This window comes from Chryseobacterium sp. SIMBA_029 (genome assembly GCF_046535275.1).
Lineage (GTDB): Bacteria > Bacteroidota > Bacteroidia > Flavobacteriales > Weeksellaceae > Chryseobacterium.
This window is the reverse complement of sequence record NZ_JAWRXA010000002.1, coordinates 370,417-388,868: the sequence shown is the minus strand read 5'-3', so window position 1 is coordinate 388,868 and position 18,452 is coordinate 370,417. Positions and strand designations below refer to the sequence as shown.

The window sequence follows — 18,452 nt, the reverse complement described above, 5'->3', positions numbered from 1 at the left end:
CAATAGATTCACTAAGATACCGGAAATAAAAAGAGGAGGGCTTTTCGGAAACATTTTATATGCGATAATTGTTATTAAATCCTGCATTATTAATCTAACAAAAATATACTGACTCAAATAAAAAGCTTAAAAACCTCGTACAAATACTTTACGAGGCTATCTTCTTATTCTCAATTATAGATTTATCTAGGAATAGTTTTTATCAAGAATTTCACTTATCATTTTCGTTTCACTATAGTTTCTTCCTGTTGTTTGGACTAATAGACCATACTTTATTTGTTCTTTGTATAAAACCAATTCTATAGTGCCATTCTTGTAGATCTTTTTAACAAAATTGTTGCATCTTCCTCTACACCATTCCATTGATCTCATTTCAACAACATATTCATTATTCCTAAGTCTTTTGCAAAGCGCTTTTAATTCTGCCTCACCATGATGACTAGCAATATGAATTTTTTTCTTATCAAAAGGTATAGATGTCTTTATAGGTAATATTTCCCTAGATTTTTCTAAAAAATCTAATATTACAGGATTACTGAAAGAATCTTCTGTAGCTATGTTATGAACATTATCAGTAAAAACTTCTCCCGTTTCTTTCTCAATTAAAATTGGCAAAATTGCATTTTCCCAAATTGGCACAGATGGGATGCTAGCGCTTAAGGTTTCATATAAATAAGCACCTGCCAATCCCACACAAGGTCTTTTATCTATTCCAAGAGTATTCTCTTCAAAGAAATAACTAGACAAAATATATTGTTCTTCTATTTCTTCATCCTCATCTTTGATAAATGGTTGAACAATCATGCCTAAAACCAGATTCCTATATATTTCCGGCACTTGCTTATTAGATATCCAATCATGCAGATTATAATCAGAAGCTAGCGATAATTGACTTGCATATGAATCCGAGCGTAAATATCTGTATCCATTTTGCCGAGCTATTGATAAAGCTTTTGTAAATTTAACCATCTTTTCATTAGCAATGAAACTATTATCACTTAATGGCTCCAAGCTTAATTCATTAAATAGTAATTCCATAGTTAAATTAATTTAGATAATTGATTACTCCATTCATCTAATAAATTTTCAGGATATTTACTTAATGTTCCATTTTTATCAATCTCAATATCCTCAATGGAACTATACTGTTCTGATGCATCTACAACTTTTTTAAAATAAAATGCTTTAACATCATCTTTATCAATTATGTTTTCTTTTACTGCTACTCTTATACCGTTTAGTATATGATCACTATGTGATTCGATTACAATTTGAACATCATTCTGTGCTGTTAGTGCTATAAGTTTACCTAATTCTGCTTGTCCTCTTGGGTGTATATGACTTTCAGGATTTTCAATAATAATTAACTGACCAGGTCTACTAGATAATAAGGCTGTTACAACGTGTAAGGCATATGAAATTCCAAATCCAACATTTTCAGGTTTAAATCTATTGGTATTACCGTAGTTTGGTTGTTTAAAGACATACTCTAGAAGGACAACATCAGAACCAACTTGTGTAGTTCGTACGTTTACTCCTGGAGATATTTCACCTAACCATAAATTTATTTGATTAATTAATGTTTTATTCACAATTTTTTTCCCAGTAACAGAATCTAATACTGAAGAATGCTTATGTAATAAATTGTCGAAAAAAATCTCCTCGTTTGCAAACAGCTCAATAAAATGAGCGGTATATTGACCATACTTTCCAATACTTCTTTTATCAACAACATTAGACTGGCTTGTTATATTAATTAATTTAGGTTCTACTCTTTGAGCATTTAAATATTGGAAATTAGAAGTAAATAAGGCTTCTTCTTCATTTTCTACAAGATATTTATTCGGTAACTCATTAGTAAGCTGCTTAATTACATCAGAGCCTATCTCATAATTGAAAAGTAATTCGTCAGCCTTTTTTTCATCAGTAAATTGAAGTATAAATGACATAACTTCTTCATCAGCATATTGATAGAAAACATCTTTCGAGGTACCTAAATTTACTAATCCCGTTAAGCCATCATTTAATTTAAGTTCTCCATTAAGTGCTAATTTATCAGATTGCCTAAGTAGCAGTAATGCCTGAATAAAGGATGATTTACCCTGTCCATTTAAGCCAAGTAAAATATTAAGATTTCTTAAATCAAAATACTTCTTTTTTATTGACTTGAAATTTTTTATTTCTATAGATTTTATCATTTGTTTAAAATGTCATTAATAATTTCCTCAATCTGACTATGCCGATAGTTTATCCTTTTCTGATTACCTGTTGAACTTGTAATAGTTAAATTAAAATAATCATCATGTTCAAATAAAGAATAAAATTTATCTCTGAATAATCTTTTATTGTTTAGAAGAGCTTCACTTTCTTCAAAATTCAGCAATGCAAATTGGGAAGAAAGTACGTCAAATAAAGCCTTGTTTAAAGGAGATAATCTCTGAGTTGAAAAATTTGGTCTTCTAAAAGCTTCCTTATCAAATATTTCAGATGATAAAAACATAGCTCTTTTAAAATCATTTCCGATTTTTTCAATTTCATCATTTGTTTTGTCATATAAGCTGGCCATAGCTTTGCTCATATAAGTATCTAGATCAGGCTGATAATTTTTGTAGCCTAAAAGATAGAAAGCTAAAAATCTATTAATAAAATCCCTGTCGGCCATACGTTTGGTCGAAATTGTGCCGAAAGTAGCATCAATAAATTCACTACAATTTGCTAAATCCTGAACAAATTCAGCTGGTTTTCCTTGAAATAAAGCATGTCTTATTTCTTGTGGCGATAAACTGATTCCACCTGTATTTATTCTTTTAAATATATTAAATTTAACATCCGTAGGTGTTCCTGGCATTATTTTATATATAACGACCTGGGTTTCTTCAATTAACCTCTGCATATCCCCTCCTAGATCATCCCATGATTTTCCATTTAATTGTGTTAAAAACTCTAATTTATCTAGTACTAAAGTCTTATCAACACAAAAGTTTCTAATACTACTAAGTCTTTGCAAACCATCTACAATCAACCAATTTTCATCATCTGTAGCATCAAAATAAAAAGCTGGTAATGGAAATCTAATCAATATAGATTCTATTAGTCGACTTTGTTTTTTATTATCCCATAAATCTGCCCTACGTTGAAAATATTTAGACGTATCCATTTGAATATTCCCTCTATATATTCTTTTTATCAATGTGTCTAAAGAGGGAGTTTTCGTATCAACATCAATTTTTGTAGGATCGAATGGTTGTGACATATATTCAGACTCAGAATCATCCTCGTTGTCATTTGATTCTACATCATCAATAACGTTTTCATCTTCAAAAAGACTTAATTGTTCATAGTCTTCACTAATTCCTCTCCATTCTTCAATCGGATATCCACCTATTACAAGTTTATTATCTTTACTAATATAAACAACAAAAATATCACCTCCATTTGGTTTAAATCCTTTTCTTAAATATAAGCGTAATTCTGATTTTGATGCTTTCGGATATACTAAATTTAATTCTACTTCCATTAAATCAGGAAGTATTAAAAATCTTTTAGAAGAAAGTTCTACATTTGATTTAACACTACCTACATTTATATTGTTTTTACCAAAGTAACTCTCCACAATATCAGCCTCAACTCCTGTAAGAGTTATTTGAGAATCATAAAATTCTCTAGGAGTTACTTCAGAATAAGCTCCTTTTTCAGCAGAAAAATACTCTTTTAATTTATGATCAAATTGCACTATCGTAAATTTTATTTAAGTTTACTTTTAATTAATTCAGCTATTTGCTTTATAACCGGAACTGCCACAGAATTACCAAATTGCTTATAAGCAACGCTATCACTAGCAGGTAAAATATAATTTTCAGGAAAACCCATTAATCTAGAGCATTCTCGAGGAGTTAACATTCTTGGATTTCCATTTTCTTGAGGAATTAGACATTCTTTTCCATCTTTATAATATCTTGCAACAATTGTTTTAGAAGGCTTTTCGATATCTGCAGTATTAGCAGAGAATCCAGTACCTCTTTCCAAATTTTTTTTTGTTCTTCTTATATGCCCCTCCCATAATTTGTCAGAAATTGTATATTTCTCAGGAACATGCTCTTCTAATATTGATTTTAATTTTAAAGGCTTTCCTTCAAATTCAGGAAAGCTAAAATTTATTCTCTTATCTCTAAAACAAACCATATACGTCCTTTCTCTTCTCTGAGGAACTACTGTCTGAGAATTTATAACTGTAGAAAAAAAGGAATATCCAATATCTCTTAGCGTTTTTTCAATTATTTTAAATGTATTACCATTATCATGAGATTTCAGATTCTTTACATTTTCCAAAAAAATTATTTTTGGCTTATGTTTTTTTGCTATTTCAATTATTTCAAAAAACAGATTACCTTGCGTAGGATGATTAAATCCATGTTCTAAACCTAATGAATTTCGTGACGAAACCCCTGCTAAACTAAAAGGCTGGCAAGGAAATCCTGCACACAAGACATCAAAATTTTGTGGGATAAATGCCTTAGTAGAATTTAATGTAATATCTCCAAAAGGAATTTCTCCAAAATTAGAAAAATAAGTTTTTTGGGAATCCTTATTCCACTCGGAACTAAAGACGCACTTTCCATTTAAATTTTGCAGGGCAAGCCTAAATCCACCTATTCCGGCAAATAAATCTACAAAAGTGAAATCATAGTCCAAAGGCTCTGGAAAAGGAATATTTTTACATTGATTTTTATACCACCACTTTGCAAGTATTTCTATATCTCTATCGTCAACATTTAGTGTTTCATCAATTTCTAAAATTTCCCTTAAAAATTTTAAAGCTGTTTTTTTTAGCCCAATATCCGATGAACTTAAATATTTAACAATTAATGCTGATTTATAATTCTCAGGGCCAAATAATTCGTTTCTAAACAATTTTTTAATAATATTTTCAACGAGAACATTATTAAAAATAGTTTTATTTTCTACTGCTATATTCATTTAAATTGTCTACAAATAATTTAATTAGTTGTGACTTCATTTTTAATTTGATTTATTGTTTTTTCTATTTTGTCTAAACAACCATTTAGATCATCTTTAATCTCCTTACTCCAAAACCTTAAAATTATCCAGTTGTTTTGTTCGAGGAAAGAATTAACCTCTATATCTCTTTCAATATTTCTTTCAATTTTTTTATGCCAAAATTCAATATTTGTTTTGATTCTATTCTTTTCAATCTCCCAATTTTTTCCATGAAAAAATTCACTATCAACAAAAATTGCTAACTTATACTTTTTTAAGGTTAAATCAGGCTTTCCAAAAACTGTCTTGTCATTTTTACGATATCTATATCCTAATTTCCATAATGCTTTTGCTAGTCTAATCTCATCTTTTGTACCTGTGCTCTTTATAGCTCTCATATTTTTTGAGCGTTGTATTTTATTATGACAGTCCATAAATTTACATTTTAAATAGCCCTATTACAATATAACAAAAATAACAAATACCTTCCTAATTATGGAAGGCATTATTTTTTAAAATATGTTTTTCAAATAATCCTTTTGCAAAAGCACGATCTTTTAAGCCTTGGCAAATTTAAATCTTATTAACGTCAAAACTTGACGTATTATATTTATTTGTCAATTTGTCTTGTTCTCCCGAACTTCAAGCCTACCAATTTGTTTGATTTGTCGTAAATAAACAAATTGTTTTGAGCAGATACATTCATTCCTTTGTTGAATTTGAAACCTTCTGAAAATAAGTCATCGGTAAACAAAAGTTCACAATCAAAATAAACCCTGTCTAATTCCTGACCATTTTCAGAAAAGGGAAAGATTTTTCTGATTTCTAAATTCTGAACCTCAACCTTGTTTTCAAGCATTCCTTTCAAATCATAATCTACCTGTTCTATGGTTGTTCTTTTGGAGCAGGAAACCAACAAGAGAGCAATTATTGATATTACAGCAATCCTTTTCATTCTTCTTCAAAATTTATTCTGATGATTTTCTGTGATTTCACATTTTCCTCACTGGTTTTATTGACAACCAAATAAATTCCTTGCTTCTGCATTTTCAGACTTAGCTCTTTGTATAAGTCTGAGGATTTATCAAGTGTATCTTTCATGATAAAGTCTTTTGAGGTTGATGTATCATTGAGTCTGTAATCAATATCAAGGTAGAATCTTGGATTGGTAACTTTTCTCAAATTTCCCTCTCCGTCTGAATAATACAAGTGCTGAATAAATGAGAAGGGTTGTTTGAAATAGGAAGTACTCACTATTTTTGCATCAATCATCCAATCACCGTGAGGTATTGTATTTCCGTCATAGTAAACTCCCTGTTCTCCTTTGAAATATTTTGGTGCTGGTATTCCTGCCACTCCCCGTTTGTTTTTGATGATGATAGTATCTTTGATCGTGTAAGGCAAACCCTTGTCTAAAAACACCTGTACTACATATTCTTTTGGGATTGTTCCGTCTGGATATAATATGTTGTTTTGAGGTTGATTAGTGGTATTTGATTGTTCTTTTGCCTCAGAAGTCTTGTCTTTTTCAATTGATTCTAAATAACCAAACAAAGGAAAATCAATAATATCCATTTGAGACTCAAATCCTGATTCTTCAACAGCGTAGGACTCTGTGAATTTGCTCGTTTTTATGTTGATATTTTCCTGTTTTATCAATCCTCTGTCCTTAGAATAGTATTCAACTATTTTTTCAGGGAATTGTTGTCTTCCTGACATTTGCCTTTCAATAACAAGAAGTTTTTCTTTTCCTGTTTTCCAATAGCACTGACCATAATAAATTGTTCCGCCATAATCAGCATAGCTCCATTTGGTTGTTCCTATTGGGGTAGGGAGCTTGAAATAAATGTTATTTCTCCCCAAATCATGTTCTTCTCCACCCATGTCCCCAAAAGCTCCGTCTTTTGTTCTAATCAATGAAATTTCATCATTCCCGATCTCAAAGAGCTTGGCACTGGGGTCTGAATTCATGAATCCTATGTTAAGGGTTGTTCCGACAAGCTTGTCTGAAATTTTGAAGTAGTTGATCCTGAAAAAATCCTCTGAATTTGTTTTGGATTTCAGAGAAAGAAAATTGTTTTTGGCTGGAAAAATCCATTGTTCCAGCTTTTCTGTTTCTTGTCCTTTTATTCCTTGACAAAAAGCTGTCAAACTCAATAAAAGGAAGAAAATAGCATAAATTTTATTCATTTTCTTAGTTATTACTAATCGCAAAACTAACACAAATTCTTGACTTTTACCAAGTTGTTTATCATGAAGAAGCAAAAAAAGACGAGAATTGAGCAGTTTGTAATTGATAAAGTGAAGGAAATTCGTATTCAAAAAGGAATTTCTCAGGAAGAAATTGCCCTATATTTAGAAACAACAAAGGGCTTCATTGGTCAAATTGAAACCCCAAATCATTCTTCAAAATATAATATCAATCATCTAAACACGATTGCGGTTGAATTTAATTGTTCAATCAAAGATTTTTTTCCAGACCTACCCTTCCCTGAAGAAGATAAAATCTAAAATTTGACATTTTTTCTTTGATTCTCTTTGGTTTCTTTTAAAAAGCACAAAGTAGGTCAACAACAACCTACTTGACTAATTTTTCAACAGATTTCTTCTTCATTCTGAAAATCTGTTTCAAGCCTTCAACATAGGCAACTTTCACTTTGTGGCTCAGTTCCTTGGTGTGTTGTTCAAATTCAAAGCTAAAATTATCCAACATTGCATCTTTAAACAACGCAAGTCTTTTTGATTTATCACTCGAATAAATACATTTTTTCTTCACTCCTTGTTTCATCAAAAAATCCAATCGTTCCCAACCCATTGTCTGTACTATATATCTTCGCATAAATTTGTCAAATCCTGGCAAACCTTTCAATCTCTCTGGATAGATCAGCAAAGCCTCTTTCTCAATATCAAAGTATATATCATACCAAAACCTCAAAATATGCTTACAGGTTTCTTCCTCAAACAAATCGTAAATCCTAACATCCTTTATACCCAAAATCTCAGAAATTCTTGATTGCATCTGCATTTCAATTCGCATCAAGTGTTTTTCATCAGTTAAAAAACTCAAATCATCATCAATTAGTTTCTCCCTGCTTCTAAATTCAGATAGTTTGTCATACAATAGATAATTAATCCCAACACTATTTCCCTGATACCGAAGTGTTGTTTTTCTGGCAGTATTCCGCTGAAAATATTCCAAACGAAGCAACTCAGGAAAATAATCAACAACTTCCTGATTCAAGCCAATATTTACACCAATATCGAGCCTAATAATTTTTCCATTTTCCAAGGGTACACCCATTTCATAGGAAAGCAAATCAATGGCTTTTCTAAAATTTCTCCAATCAAAATTTTCAACATTATTTTTCTGCCAATATTTGGCAATACTTCCTTCAACAACTATTTTCCTCTCATTAACCCAAATTGCCATATTTTTTATGAAACCATCAGGTTTAAAACCAATTCTGTGGAACTTCTCAAAAGGTTCAAGTTTCGATTTGATTTCATCCACATTCCAGCCCTCTTTCGTATATGAGGGCAACAAAATAAATTTCACTGAATCTGTCATTTTTTTTGCCACCTGTATTAAGACCTATATATCTTTCTTTTATCAGAAATTCAGTACGCTTTTTATCTATTTTTATCCAAAAAAGTGAGGTCTGAAATTTTTTGAGAGAATTTGAAAAACTAAAATTCTAAATTCAGAAAGGGAATAAGTCAGATTATTTAAAAATTCTTTTTTTTTGAAAAACCCAACTTCAAAATAAAAGTTGGGTTGCCCTTTTCTATTTCCGTTTGATCCGTTGATTTATTAAAGTAGCCTCAGTCTGAATTTCATCATCAGTTGGTATTTTGATCTGGGTAAGCCAATCGTTGATTTCTTCCCTTTTGAAAAATATACTTTTCCCTCCAGGGGTTTTGTAGTGCGGAATAGCTCTCCTGCTTGTCAGTTTGTACAGGTAGGATTTTTCAAATCCTGTGTACAAAGCAACCTCGTCAATATTGAGGATTTCTTTTTTCAAAAGCATCAGATTTCTGATTTCAACTAAAATATCGTAAAATTTGTTGTTGGTAGGTTGTTCTGGTTGTTTCATTATATATGGTTGTATTATTTAAACATTGAGCGAAGACTTTTGACAGCTTTTGATTTTGAGTTTTCTGCCACTCTTATGTAGATTTCTGTTTCTTTCAGGCTTTTGTGACCCAACAACTTGGAAATCGTGGTGATATTTTGATTCTGGTAGTTTAAAAGTGTAGCAAAGGTATGCCTTGAACAGTGCCAAGTGATATGTTTATTGATTCCTGCCTTTGCAACCCATTCCCGCAAAATTTTCAGACAGGTTGTATTAGTCGGCAGTTGAAAAACAAGCTTATCATTATTCTGTCTTTTGGAGATTTCTAAAAGTTTGACAGCATCTTGGTGAAGATCCATTGTTAAGCGTTCTTTGGTTTTGAGTTGTACAATGTCTAAGGTATTATTATTTTTTATGTTATTCCATGTCAATGCCTGAACATCACAAAAACGAATACCTGTATAACAGCAGAACAGAAAGGCTGTCTTGATTTCTTCATTTCGACACTCTGTTTCCAGTAAGGCTTTGACCTCTTCAAATACCAGAGTTTCTTTTTCTTTTGACTTTCCTTTGCTGTTTACAATTTCAGCCATTGGATTTGTCCTAAAATACCTAGCAATTGTTGCCTCTTTGATGACTCTTTTCAGCTTTTTGAAATAGTTGTAGGCAGAAACACCTGATAGTTCCAAATCAAGATAATCTTTGAAACCCAACAAGAATTCTTCATCAATATCACTGCAAGGAAGCTTTTCTTTCCCAACATAGCGTATGAATTTTTTTAGCATCGCTAAGTAGGTTCTCTTTTCAGAAAGTTGAACTTTTCTCTCTAGGAAATCATAAAAGTATTCAATAAAATCTTTGTTCCATTGAAAACCTTTCTCTATCATATTGATAGCATACAGCTCGTCAATTTCCATTTTCGCTTTCATTTTATCTGCTAATTGAAGCTTTGCTTTTCTCTCCTGACGCTCTTGTGCTGTCCTTGGACTTGCAGGATATGTGATCCCAGGCCTGAATGTTCTTCTTTTGCCATTCATGTTGAAGTCAAATTCAATCGTGTACCTCTTCTTGTCTTTTGATAAGACTTTTCTATACTTTACTGACATAATGTTGTCCTTTTTTTGAAATTAATTACTCATCTAGTGTAAGCGCTTACATTTAGGATAACTTGCATGTCGTTTTTTGGAGGGGTTATTTTAACTGAATTTTTGAATTTTAACAAAAATTTAACCTTTTTATGACATTTTCAGGTGTTTTCTGAGGTTCTAAAAGCTGTAAAAAACTTCAACAAAACGTGCAAGTAAGAGAAAGTCAAATAAAAGAAACAAAAGTCAAGAAAAAATTGAATTGATTGACAAGAAGAAAATTTTGACTGCAAAATTTATTATAATTCTAACAAAAATGATTCTTTGAAGATTCAACTCTTCATCACAAAAGCTATTTATTGTGAAGCGTCATAGAAATTTGCTATTTCCATTGGTCTCATTCTGTTTGGTGGTTCTAGTGGCTTTGTTTATTAATATATTTGGTAATTTATTGATGGCATTGGTTTTTGACAGCTCAGCCGTACGGACATAAATTTGAGTTTGTTTGAGGTCTTTATGACCTAACAACGAAGAAACGGTATTGATTCCAACTTCTTCAAAAACCAATGAGGTTGCAAAGGTGTGCCTTGAGCAGTGCCAAGTGATATGCTTGTCAACTTCTGCATCGGACGTCCATTTCTTAAGAATTTTCAAACAGCCTGTATGGGTAGGCAGGTTAAAAACTAATGCTTCTCCTGCTTTTTTCCGTTTTCCCAACAAATCAACGGCATTGGGATGGAGAGACATTGATAATTTTTCTTTGGTTTTTATCTGAACTATTGTCAAAACATTGTCTCTGCTTATGCTACTCCAAACAAGTGCTTTCACGTCACAAAATCTTAGTCCTGTCAGGCAACTGAAAAGAAAGGCTCTTTTTACATTGTCATTGGAACAGTAGGTTTCGGATAATGAAAGTGCTTCCTGTAATGTCAAAACATCTTTTTCAGCAGAAATCCCTTTCAAATTTTTCAAATGCTGGGAAGGATCAGCTTTGAAATGTTTAGCAATCGTTGCTTCTTTGATTATTCTTTTCAGCTTTTTGAAGTAGTTGAATGGGGTACTTCCATTCAATGTTGTATTCAGATAATCTTTAAACGAGAGCAAAAATTCTTCATCAATATCGGAACAAAACAACTTTTTCTTTTTATTGAACGTCTTAAGTTTTGCAACCATTGCTCTGTAAGTACGCATTTCGCAATGAGGAGCTTTTCTCTCTATAAATTCATCGCAATACTCAAAAAAATCTTTGTTGCACTGAAAACCCTTATCAAGCATATTGGTTGCATACAGCTCGTCAACCTCAAGTCTTGCCCTCATTTTATCTGCCAATTGTCGTTTTTCTTTTCTTTCCTGACGTTCTTCTGCCGTCTTTGGATTTTCAAGATAAGTGATTTTGGGTCTGAACATTCTTCTTTTGCCGTTCAGGTTTAAATCAAACTCAAGAGTCACTCTCTTGTTGTCTTTCAATTTAATTTCACGATAACTTACTGACATAATGTAATTTTTTTTTGAATTATTTCTTTCTTTGTTGTAAGTTTACACTCAGTTATGTGCAACCCTTACAGCCTATGTAACAGGGATATCAAACTGACACCCCTGATTTTGCTCGTTTTAGAACATTTCGCAAGAGATTTAACATTTTCCCTTGACGATATTGGATTTTCTTGTGAAAAAAAAGTTCACGAAAAGTTCACGGAACATCAACGAAACTTCGACAAAAAGTGTACGAGGAGAGTGTCAAATAAAAGAAGTGAAAATCAAAAAACTTTTGTTATATTTGCCAACTCAAAATTATTTGAGCAAAGAAAATTAGCCTATTATTTAACCTATAGGCTACCAAATTTGATATCATGCCGGATTTAAAAATACAAGAAGCTACATTGCTTTTTAAGAAAATCCACTCTAACCCAAAAAGTTATGATTTACAAGTCAATGAAGACGGGATTGCAGGCAGGGATGATAAAATAAGTTTCAGGCTTTACAGGAAAGAAGAAAGGGTCGACTTTGAAGTAACGATTGACGGACTTACCTTCACCAATACGACTGGAGAATGGAACAACGCGATGATTATGCTGAAGAGCACAATCAGGAAAATAGAGAAAGAACAAGAAAATTTAAAAATAGAACAAGCAATAGATAAACTCAGAAAATACCTGTCAGAAGAAAATTAAAATAATTTAGAAATAAATTTGGCAGTTAAGAAAAAAGTTTTTATTTTTGCACTCACATTTGAACGATATGGCAAATCATAAATCAGCATTAAAAAGAATAAGACAAAACGAAGTTAGAAAAGTTCGTAACAGATATTATCACAAGACTGCTAGAACAGCTATCAAAGTGTTAAAAAATGAAGAAGATAAGACTGTTGCTTCTGAGCAATTGCCTAAAGTAGTCGCTTTATTGGATAAGTTAGCTAAGAAAAACATCATCCACAAAAACAAAGCTGCTAACTTGAAAAGCAAATTAACGAAGCACGTTAATAAATTAGTATAAAAGTATAGTAGGCCCGTTCGTCTATCGGTTAGGACCTCAGATTTTCATTCTGGTAAGAGGGGTTCGACTCCCCTACGGGCTACAAAACTAAGAGTTGATAAACTTATAAAAACAAACACTAACACGTTAATTATATTAGCGGAAGATAGAGGGCCCGTTCGTCTATCGGTTAGGACCTCAGATTTTCATTCTGGTAAGAGGGGTTCGACTCCCCTACGGGCTACAAAGAGAAGACTTTTATAAAGTCTTCTCTTTTTGCATTTATAGTATTCTGTCACATGAATTCAGGTTTCAGCTATAAGATTTGGGGATTATCTTATCTTAATTATCCCAATATTCTCTCCTTTATTTCTTTTAACAAATCCTCTATAAAGCTTTTTTAAAGCTATTAGGGATCAATCCATATTCGTTTTGAATGCATCCCTTACAAGTATTCTTCTTGTATTAAAAACCGAAACTCATTATTGTTTATTATTCTTTCGAATCCTATGTATTAAAAAAATAATCCCTATTTATTGGTAAATCACATAAAATTGAAATATGTCTTTTGGTTTATTCTTTTTATCCCTAAATTTGAATCAATCTAATAACCAAAAATTCATAACATGCGATTTAATTTTCTATCGAAGTGTAGTCTGCACCTAAAGGCAGCATTTTTATTATTGCTATTAAGCTCTCTATCTTTTGCACAGAACAGAATCTATGCCTACGATCAAATCTCCGACACCTTCGGTGTATGCCTGGCTTGTAATGTGCAAAATCCTTTAAATGCAATAGGAGATAATGAGAACGACTACTCTACACTTACCATGGGTACCGTATTATTAGGTGGAGTTTCACAAACCCTATTGTTTCCGGATGCAACTTCCAACACGAAACTGGTTGTAGGTATCGGTACCAATAATATTCCTTTAACGGTTCAGTTACTTGGCGGAGTTACCATCGAAACGATGAACGGAGATGTTTCCAACGGTGATATGAAATACATTAACAGCAGTATCCTTAAGCTTGGCGGAGATACTCCTAACAGGGCAACTATCGAATTACAACCTACCAAACCTTATACGGGTGTGAAAATAAGAGTAAGCGGCGGAGTACTTAGTCTTGGTGGCGGCTTCCGTATTTATTATGCCTACCAGGAGCCTGTTACTTTTACTGCTTTCGGTACTACCAACGGGCAGATTAGTTTAAGTGGAAATGTTCCTGTGGAAGATTCTCAAATGACTATTACGAATATCTCAGGTAAAGAAGTATACCGTTCAAAAATCAACTCGAAAAATATTGATCTTTCTACTCCTCTTCCCGAAGGAATCTATATCCTCAATCTACAGACCAAAGAAAACAGGATTTATTCACGAAAAATAATCATCAAGTAAAAAAAATATAATCCGGTAGATTGATGTCTACCGGATTTTTTTTCAAATTATAAAATTCCAAAACAGGACTTCATTTATTTTTGCAAAAAAAAGTTGTACCTTTGCAATCATCAGATGATAAGATGTATGAGTATAATTCAAAAAAAGAGTTTGGCTCAGGAGGTTGCCGACCGACTGATAGCAGGAATTGTTGCTAAAGAATATACAATTGGCGACCAATTGCCGATTGAACCTGAATTAATGAAAATGTATGGAGTCGGACGTTCCAGCATTCGTGAGGCGATTAAAATATTATCAATACAAGGTGTGCTAAGGGTACAACAGGGTGTTGGGACGTTTGTAGTTTCCGATAATCTTCAGGAATCACTGGAATCTCAAATTAACAGAGCTGAAATAGAAGAAGTTCTTGAAGTACGTTCTTTAATTGAATCAAAAATAGCCGCAAAGGCAGCCTTACATCATAATGAAGATGAACTTAAGATTATTAAATCCTATCTTGATCTAAGAGGTATAATGGCAGAGAAAAATCAGGCACTGGAATGTTATGAGGCGGATATCAATTTCCATGTTTCTATTGCAGAGGCTTGCGGGAATCCCCTTTTGAAAGAAATTTATAAGATTGCCAGCAAACAGGTCATGAGAACTTTCGAAAATGGCCACAATAATAATACGGATGCTTTTAAAGCTTCGCATGAACTTCATACGAGTCTGTATCATTCTATAAAAGAAAGAAATGCAGATCGTTCCGCTCATATTGCGCAGCAAATCATTGATAAATTATTTTAAAAAAACTAATTCTATTTAATATCATCTTAAAATTCATCAGATGACAAGATGAATGTAAATTTATTATTTATGGACAACACACAAACCAAAAGCATTGATACAAGTACGATTGTATATCCTATTTTGTTCATGATCAGTTTTTCGCATTTTTTGAATGACCTGATCCAATCTACTATTCCTTCTTTATATCCGATTTTAAAAGGAGAATTTAAGTTATCTTTTGCCCAGATAGGAATTATTACGCTGGTATTTCAGCTTACTGCCTCCATTTTACAACCATTTGTTGGCATTTATACTGATAAAAAACCGAATCCAAGATCTTTAGCCATCGGAATGGCTTTATCAATGGCCGGCCTGCTGTTACTGGCTTCTGCTCATCAATATTATGTCATTCTTCTTTCAGTTGGACTGATTGGTATGGGATCTTCTATTTTCCATCCTGAGGCTTCCCGGGTGGCTCAGCTTGCTTCCGGAGGCCAAAAAGGATTGGCACAGTCTATTTTCCAGGTTGGCGGGAATTCGGGAAGTGCTATAGGACCTTTATTGGTTGCATTGATTGTTCTTCCTTTAGGTCAGGGATATGTTGGTTTATTTGCAATTGCTGCATTTATCGGTATTATTCTGTTGTGGAGAATTGGAAACTGGTACGCTGAAAGATTATCCATTAAAAAAACAGCAAAGCATACCGATGCAGTAGTGAATATCCAACTTTCGCGAAAAAAAGTGTTATTTTCCATTAGCATTCTATTGGCACTGGTATTTTCAAAATATATTTATCTGGCATCGATGACGAATTATTTCACCTTTTTCCTGATGGATAAATTTCATATCTCGGTAAAAGATTCTCAGCTATATCTATTTATGTTTCTTGCAGCGGTTGCCGTAGGAACTATTCTGGGCGGAAAACTGGGCGATAAATACGGTAGGAAAAAAATCATCTGGATTTCTATTCTCGGAGCTGCCCCGTTTACCCTTTGTCTTCCCTATCTTTCCTTAGCATGGACTATTGCATTTGCGGTGATAATCGGATTGATCATTGCCTCCGCATTTTCTGCGATCCTGGTGTATGCTACTGACCTTATGCCTGATAAAATTGGATTGGTAGCAGGATTGTTCTTTGGATTTATGTTTGGAATGGGCGGTATTGGTTCTGCCGTATTGGGTGCCATCGCCGATGATACAAGCATTGAATATGTCTTTAAGATATGTGCATTTCTCCCTCTGATCGGTATTATTACAGCCTTTTTACCTAATATCAAAGGATCGAAAAAAAAATAAGATCAAAAAATTGATCATCCTTATAAAAAAAGCCTCTACTGTATGGAAGTAGAGGCTTACCTATAAAAATAGATATCTAAAAATTATTTTTTAATTACTTTCTGCTGATATACTGCTTTATCAGTCACCGCTTTCAATATATACATTCCTTTTGGAAGCATGCTTACATTGATTTGCCCGTTATTGAACTCGGTATTGATCAGTTTACCAGAAGCATCGTAAAGAGAAACATTAAGTACTTTCTCCTGTGTTTTAATCGTAAGAATATCAGCTACCGGATTTGGATAGATACTGAATTCCAGTTTCTTCACTTCGGCTGTTGCTAAAGTAGAAGTCGTTGCATTGACCACAAGCGTTTTTTCAACCGTTTTACCGTTTGAATTAAAACTGATGACAATATTTGATGTTCCTGATGCCAGCGGAGTCAATACCAATTCGTCATTGTCGTTAATAACGGCAGCAACAATTGCCGGGTTGCTGTTTGATTTTACTGATTTTACGATTGCAGCTGATAAGTTATCATCATCTGAAACTACAGTCTTTAAATCAATCGATGTCATATTTCCTGCCGTAACCTGAGAAGGGAAGGTATTACTTACTGTAGGAGCTGTATTATCCGGGAATACCGCTAATGCCGGGAACCAGTAATAATCGTTCAGTGTTTTTGTATTCGTCAGAGCTCCTGTATTGTCAAACGTATGGATCCAGTTTTTCTGATAATGTGCACCGAATCCACTTTCTGTGGTATTAAGAATCAATTCATCCGTTGTTGGATTTACACGAAGTCCTGCTCCGTATGGAATCTGCTTATAGGTTCCTGTCTGGCCGGGAATCACTGCAAAATTTTCATTGAATGTTTTTGTCGTTACATCAAATTTAACAATCTGTGTTCCGGAATTAAAACTATTAATTGAATTGATCCAATATAAAGCATTCTGCTGGCGGCTTGCTGAAAAGCTTCCTGCATTCCAGGCACCCCATGATCCAAGGTATTTGGTGGTAGGAATATTGTACGAAGTAACCGCAAAAGTAGTAGGATTGATGTTCACCACTTTTTGATCCTGTACCGCCCAGATACTTCCGTCTTTAGCCTGCACAATGGAATGATATGCTCCTGAAATCGTACTGATTAAAGTATCCGTAGCAGGATCTATCACCAAAATACCCGCCGTCTGCTTTACAGCAAAAACATATTTTGAAGTACGGATCATATTACCAATCTGTCCGGCGTAAGCACTTCCGCCACCTGTTCCTGTGATGAGATTGCCAACCTGTAGATTATCAATATCAAAAAGGAATATTCCGTTTGATGCTCCGATATATCCTTTATGTTCATTCACACCTACAAAAGTTCTTCCGTCTCCGCCACCAATAGTATTGAAGCCAGCAATTTTCTGCATAGTCTGCGCATTTGCCACAACCAATCTTCCACCCGGAGTATACTGTGTATCTCCGCCATCCGCAGCCTGTTTTGAGATAAAATAGAATTTATCTCCATAGATCGTTCCGTATTGTGTGGTTGCTCCAAAAGCATGATTGTTATTGGCATTGCTGTATACACGGTAATTAATCTGTCCGTTACTATCAATAAAATTGACAGATCCGTTGGTATGACTGTACCAGTCTTCATTCACCATAAAATACCCATTCGTAAAGTTGGTAGAACTTACATACGGAGAAACAGCCGTCATTGTGGAAGAAATAGGAAATTCAGTAAAGTTTGGGTTAAAATTCCAGACATCCCATGATCCGTTGACCAGTGCTCTGGTGGTTGCTCCTACTCCTGAATACCCGAAGTCGGCATCAGTAGGATCTTTCACCCAATATGACCAATATCCGTTGGTCGCCCATCCTGAGCTCCAATGATCCGCAGCATCCGCCGCTGTATACTGGTCGAAATCGTAAGCCGAAGTATTTACAATTCCGTCAACTGGATAAAAAGGATATGTTACATTTCCGTTTTTGTACAGTGCATTTGAATTAGCACCATTCAAATCAAAACCAAACCCTCCAATGGCTGATCCGAACTGAGTTCCCTGATACAGCAAAGAGAAAAACCTGTGGTCAGCTTTTGCGATTGCTTTCAGCATATCTTCACCTGTTGCATTTCCGTTCCATCTGAATCCCCAGACCAAAGCATCGGGATTTTTACCATCATTCCATTGTACAACAAAAGCAGCTTCATTTGTTCCTGTTCCTACCCAATACTGAACATCAGCAAATGTAATAGCTGTAGTCGTCTGATTTTGAGTGGTCAGATTCTGAATGTCATTTCGGGGAACTCCCTGAACTTTTATCTGTGCATTCGTGAAAAATGCAAACAGCAAAAGCATTGTAAAAAGATAAAACTTTTTCATTTTCTA

18 protein-coding genes and 2 tRNA genes are annotated in these 18,452 nt (G+C 33.6%); 8 read left to right on the top strand and 12 right to left on the bottom strand.

Features of this window, described 5'->3' with window-relative positions:
- Positions 1–186: 186 nt before the first annotated feature.
- The 7 genes from SB679_RS04960 to SB679_RS04930 all read right to left on the bottom strand — a co-directional run bounded on the left by SB679_RS04960 (position 187) and on the right by SB679_RS04930 (position 7,188).
- Positions 187–1,038, bottom strand: a complete 852-nt coding sequence (locus tag SB679_RS04960; RefSeq protein ID WP_410701102.1) for a hypothetical protein — start codon at positions 1,036–1,038, stop codon at positions 187–189.
- 2 nt (positions 1,039–1,040) lie between these two features.
- Positions 1,041–2,198 (bottom strand): DUF3696 domain-containing protein, encoded by a 1,158-nt coding sequence (locus tag SB679_RS04955; protein ID WP_410701100.1) that lies wholly within the window; start codon positions 2,196–2,198, stop codon positions 1,041–1,043.
- Positions 2,195–3,733 (bottom strand): DUF262 domain-containing protein, encoded by a 1,539-nt coding sequence (locus SB679_RS04950; RefSeq protein WP_410701099.1) that lies wholly within the window; start codon positions 3,731–3,733, stop codon positions 2,195–2,197. Before SB679_RS04950 ends, SB679_RS04955 begins: the two co-directional genes overlap by 4 nt.
- Before the next feature lie 11 nt (positions 3,734–3,744).
- Positions 3,745–4,977 carry a DNA (cytosine-5-)-methyltransferase gene (gene dcm, locus SB679_RS04945; RefSeq protein ID WP_410701097.1) on the bottom strand — a complete coding sequence of 411 codons (1,233 nt, stop codon included), beginning with the start codon at positions 4,975–4,977 and terminating at the stop codon, positions 3,745–3,747.
- A 20-nt stretch (positions 4,978–4,997) separates the two neighbouring features.
- Positions 4,998–5,432 carry a very short patch repair endonuclease gene (locus tag SB679_RS04940; RefSeq protein ID WP_410701096.1) on the bottom strand — a complete coding sequence of 145 codons (435 nt, stop codon included), beginning with the start codon at positions 5,430–5,432 and terminating at the stop codon, positions 4,998–5,000.
- A 176-nt stretch (positions 5,433–5,608) separates the two neighbouring features.
- Positions 5,609–5,953, bottom strand: a complete 345-nt coding sequence (locus tag SB679_RS04935) for a hypothetical protein (RefSeq protein WP_410701094.1) — start codon at positions 5,951–5,953, stop codon at positions 5,609–5,611.
- A complete protein-coding gene (locus SB679_RS04930; RefSeq protein ID WP_410701093.1) occupies positions 5,950–7,188 on the bottom strand; it encodes a hypothetical protein in 1,239 nt (412 codons plus the stop codon). Before SB679_RS04930 ends, SB679_RS04935 begins: the two co-directional genes overlap by 4 nt.
- A 63-nt stretch (positions 7,189–7,251) precedes the next feature.
- Between SB679_RS04930 and SB679_RS04925 the strand changes: the two genes are divergently transcribed.
- Positions 7,252–7,509 (top strand): helix-turn-helix domain-containing protein, encoded by a 258-nt coding sequence (locus SB679_RS04925; RefSeq protein WP_410701091.1) that lies wholly within the window; start codon positions 7,252–7,254, stop codon positions 7,507–7,509.
- 67 nt (positions 7,510–7,576) lie between these two features.
- Here SB679_RS04925 and SB679_RS04920 read toward each other — a convergent pair whose 3' ends face one another.
- The 4 genes from SB679_RS04920 to SB679_RS04905 form a co-directional block, all read right to left on the bottom strand.
- Positions 7,577–8,566: a hypothetical protein gene (locus SB679_RS04920; protein WP_410701090.1), complete on the bottom strand. Its 990-nt coding sequence runs from the start codon at positions 8,564–8,566 to the stop codon at positions 7,577–7,579.
- Between the two features lie 217 nt (positions 8,567–8,783).
- Positions 8,784–9,092 carry a helix-turn-helix transcriptional regulator gene (locus SB679_RS04915; protein WP_410701088.1) on the bottom strand — a complete coding sequence of 103 codons (309 nt, stop codon included), beginning with the start codon at positions 9,090–9,092 and terminating at the stop codon, positions 8,784–8,786.
- A gap of 14 nt (positions 9,093–9,106) precedes the next feature.
- The gene (locus SB679_RS04910; protein WP_410701087.1) at positions 9,107–10,177 is read right to left on the bottom strand and encodes a tyrosine-type recombinase/integrase; all 1,071 of its coding nucleotides are present in this window, start codon (positions 10,175–10,177) and stop codon (positions 9,107–9,109) included.
- A gap of 348 nt (positions 10,178–10,525) precedes the next feature.
- Complete coding sequence (locus SB679_RS04905; protein ID WP_410701086.1) at positions 10,526–11,650, bottom strand: tyrosine-type recombinase/integrase; 1,125 nt, start codon at positions 11,648–11,650, stop codon at positions 10,526–10,528.
- Between the two features lie 356 nt (positions 11,651–12,006).
- Here SB679_RS04905 and SB679_RS04900 point away from each other — a divergent pair, with 356 nt between their 5' ends.
- The 7 genes from SB679_RS04900 (at position 12,007) to SB679_RS04870 (ending at position 16,089) form a co-directional block, all read left to right on the top strand.
- A complete protein-coding gene (locus SB679_RS04900) occupies positions 12,007–12,327 on the top strand; it encodes a hypothetical protein (RefSeq protein WP_410701085.1) in 321 nt (106 codons plus the stop codon).
- A gap of 67 nt (positions 12,328–12,394) precedes the next feature.
- Positions 12,395–12,649, top strand: a complete 255-nt coding sequence (gene rpsT, locus SB679_RS04895; RefSeq protein WP_410701084.1) for a 30S ribosomal protein S20 — start codon at positions 12,395–12,397, stop codon at positions 12,647–12,649.
- Positions 12,650–12,659: 10 nt separating this feature from the next.
- A tRNA-Glu gene (locus tag SB679_RS04890) sits at positions 12,660–12,731 on the top strand.
- Positions 12,732–12,800: 69 nt separating this feature from the next.
- A tRNA-Glu gene (locus SB679_RS04885) sits at positions 12,801–12,872 on the top strand.
- 382 nt (positions 12,873–13,254) lie between these two features.
- On the top strand, positions 13,255–14,025 hold the full coding sequence (locus SB679_RS04880) for a T9SS type A sorting domain-containing protein (protein ID WP_410701083.1): 771 nt from the start codon (positions 13,255–13,257) through the stop codon (positions 14,023–14,025).
- A 126-nt stretch (positions 14,026–14,151) separates the two neighbouring features.
- Complete coding sequence (locus tag SB679_RS04875) at positions 14,152–14,811, top strand: FadR/GntR family transcriptional regulator (RefSeq protein ID WP_410701082.1); 660 nt, start codon at positions 14,152–14,154, stop codon at positions 14,809–14,811.
- A gap of 69 nt (positions 14,812–14,880) precedes the next feature.
- Complete coding sequence (locus SB679_RS04870) at positions 14,881–16,089, top strand: MFS transporter (RefSeq protein WP_410701081.1); 1,209 nt, start codon at positions 14,881–14,883, stop codon at positions 16,087–16,089.
- Positions 16,090–16,172: 83 nt separating this feature from the next.
- On the opposite strand, the gene SB679_RS04865 is transcribed toward SB679_RS04870, so the two are convergent.
- Positions 16,173–18,446, bottom strand: a complete 2,274-nt coding sequence (locus SB679_RS04865) for a DUF5074 domain-containing protein (protein WP_410701080.1) — start codon at positions 18,444–18,446, stop codon at positions 16,173–16,175.
- Positions 18,447–18,452 lie beyond the last annotated feature (6 nt).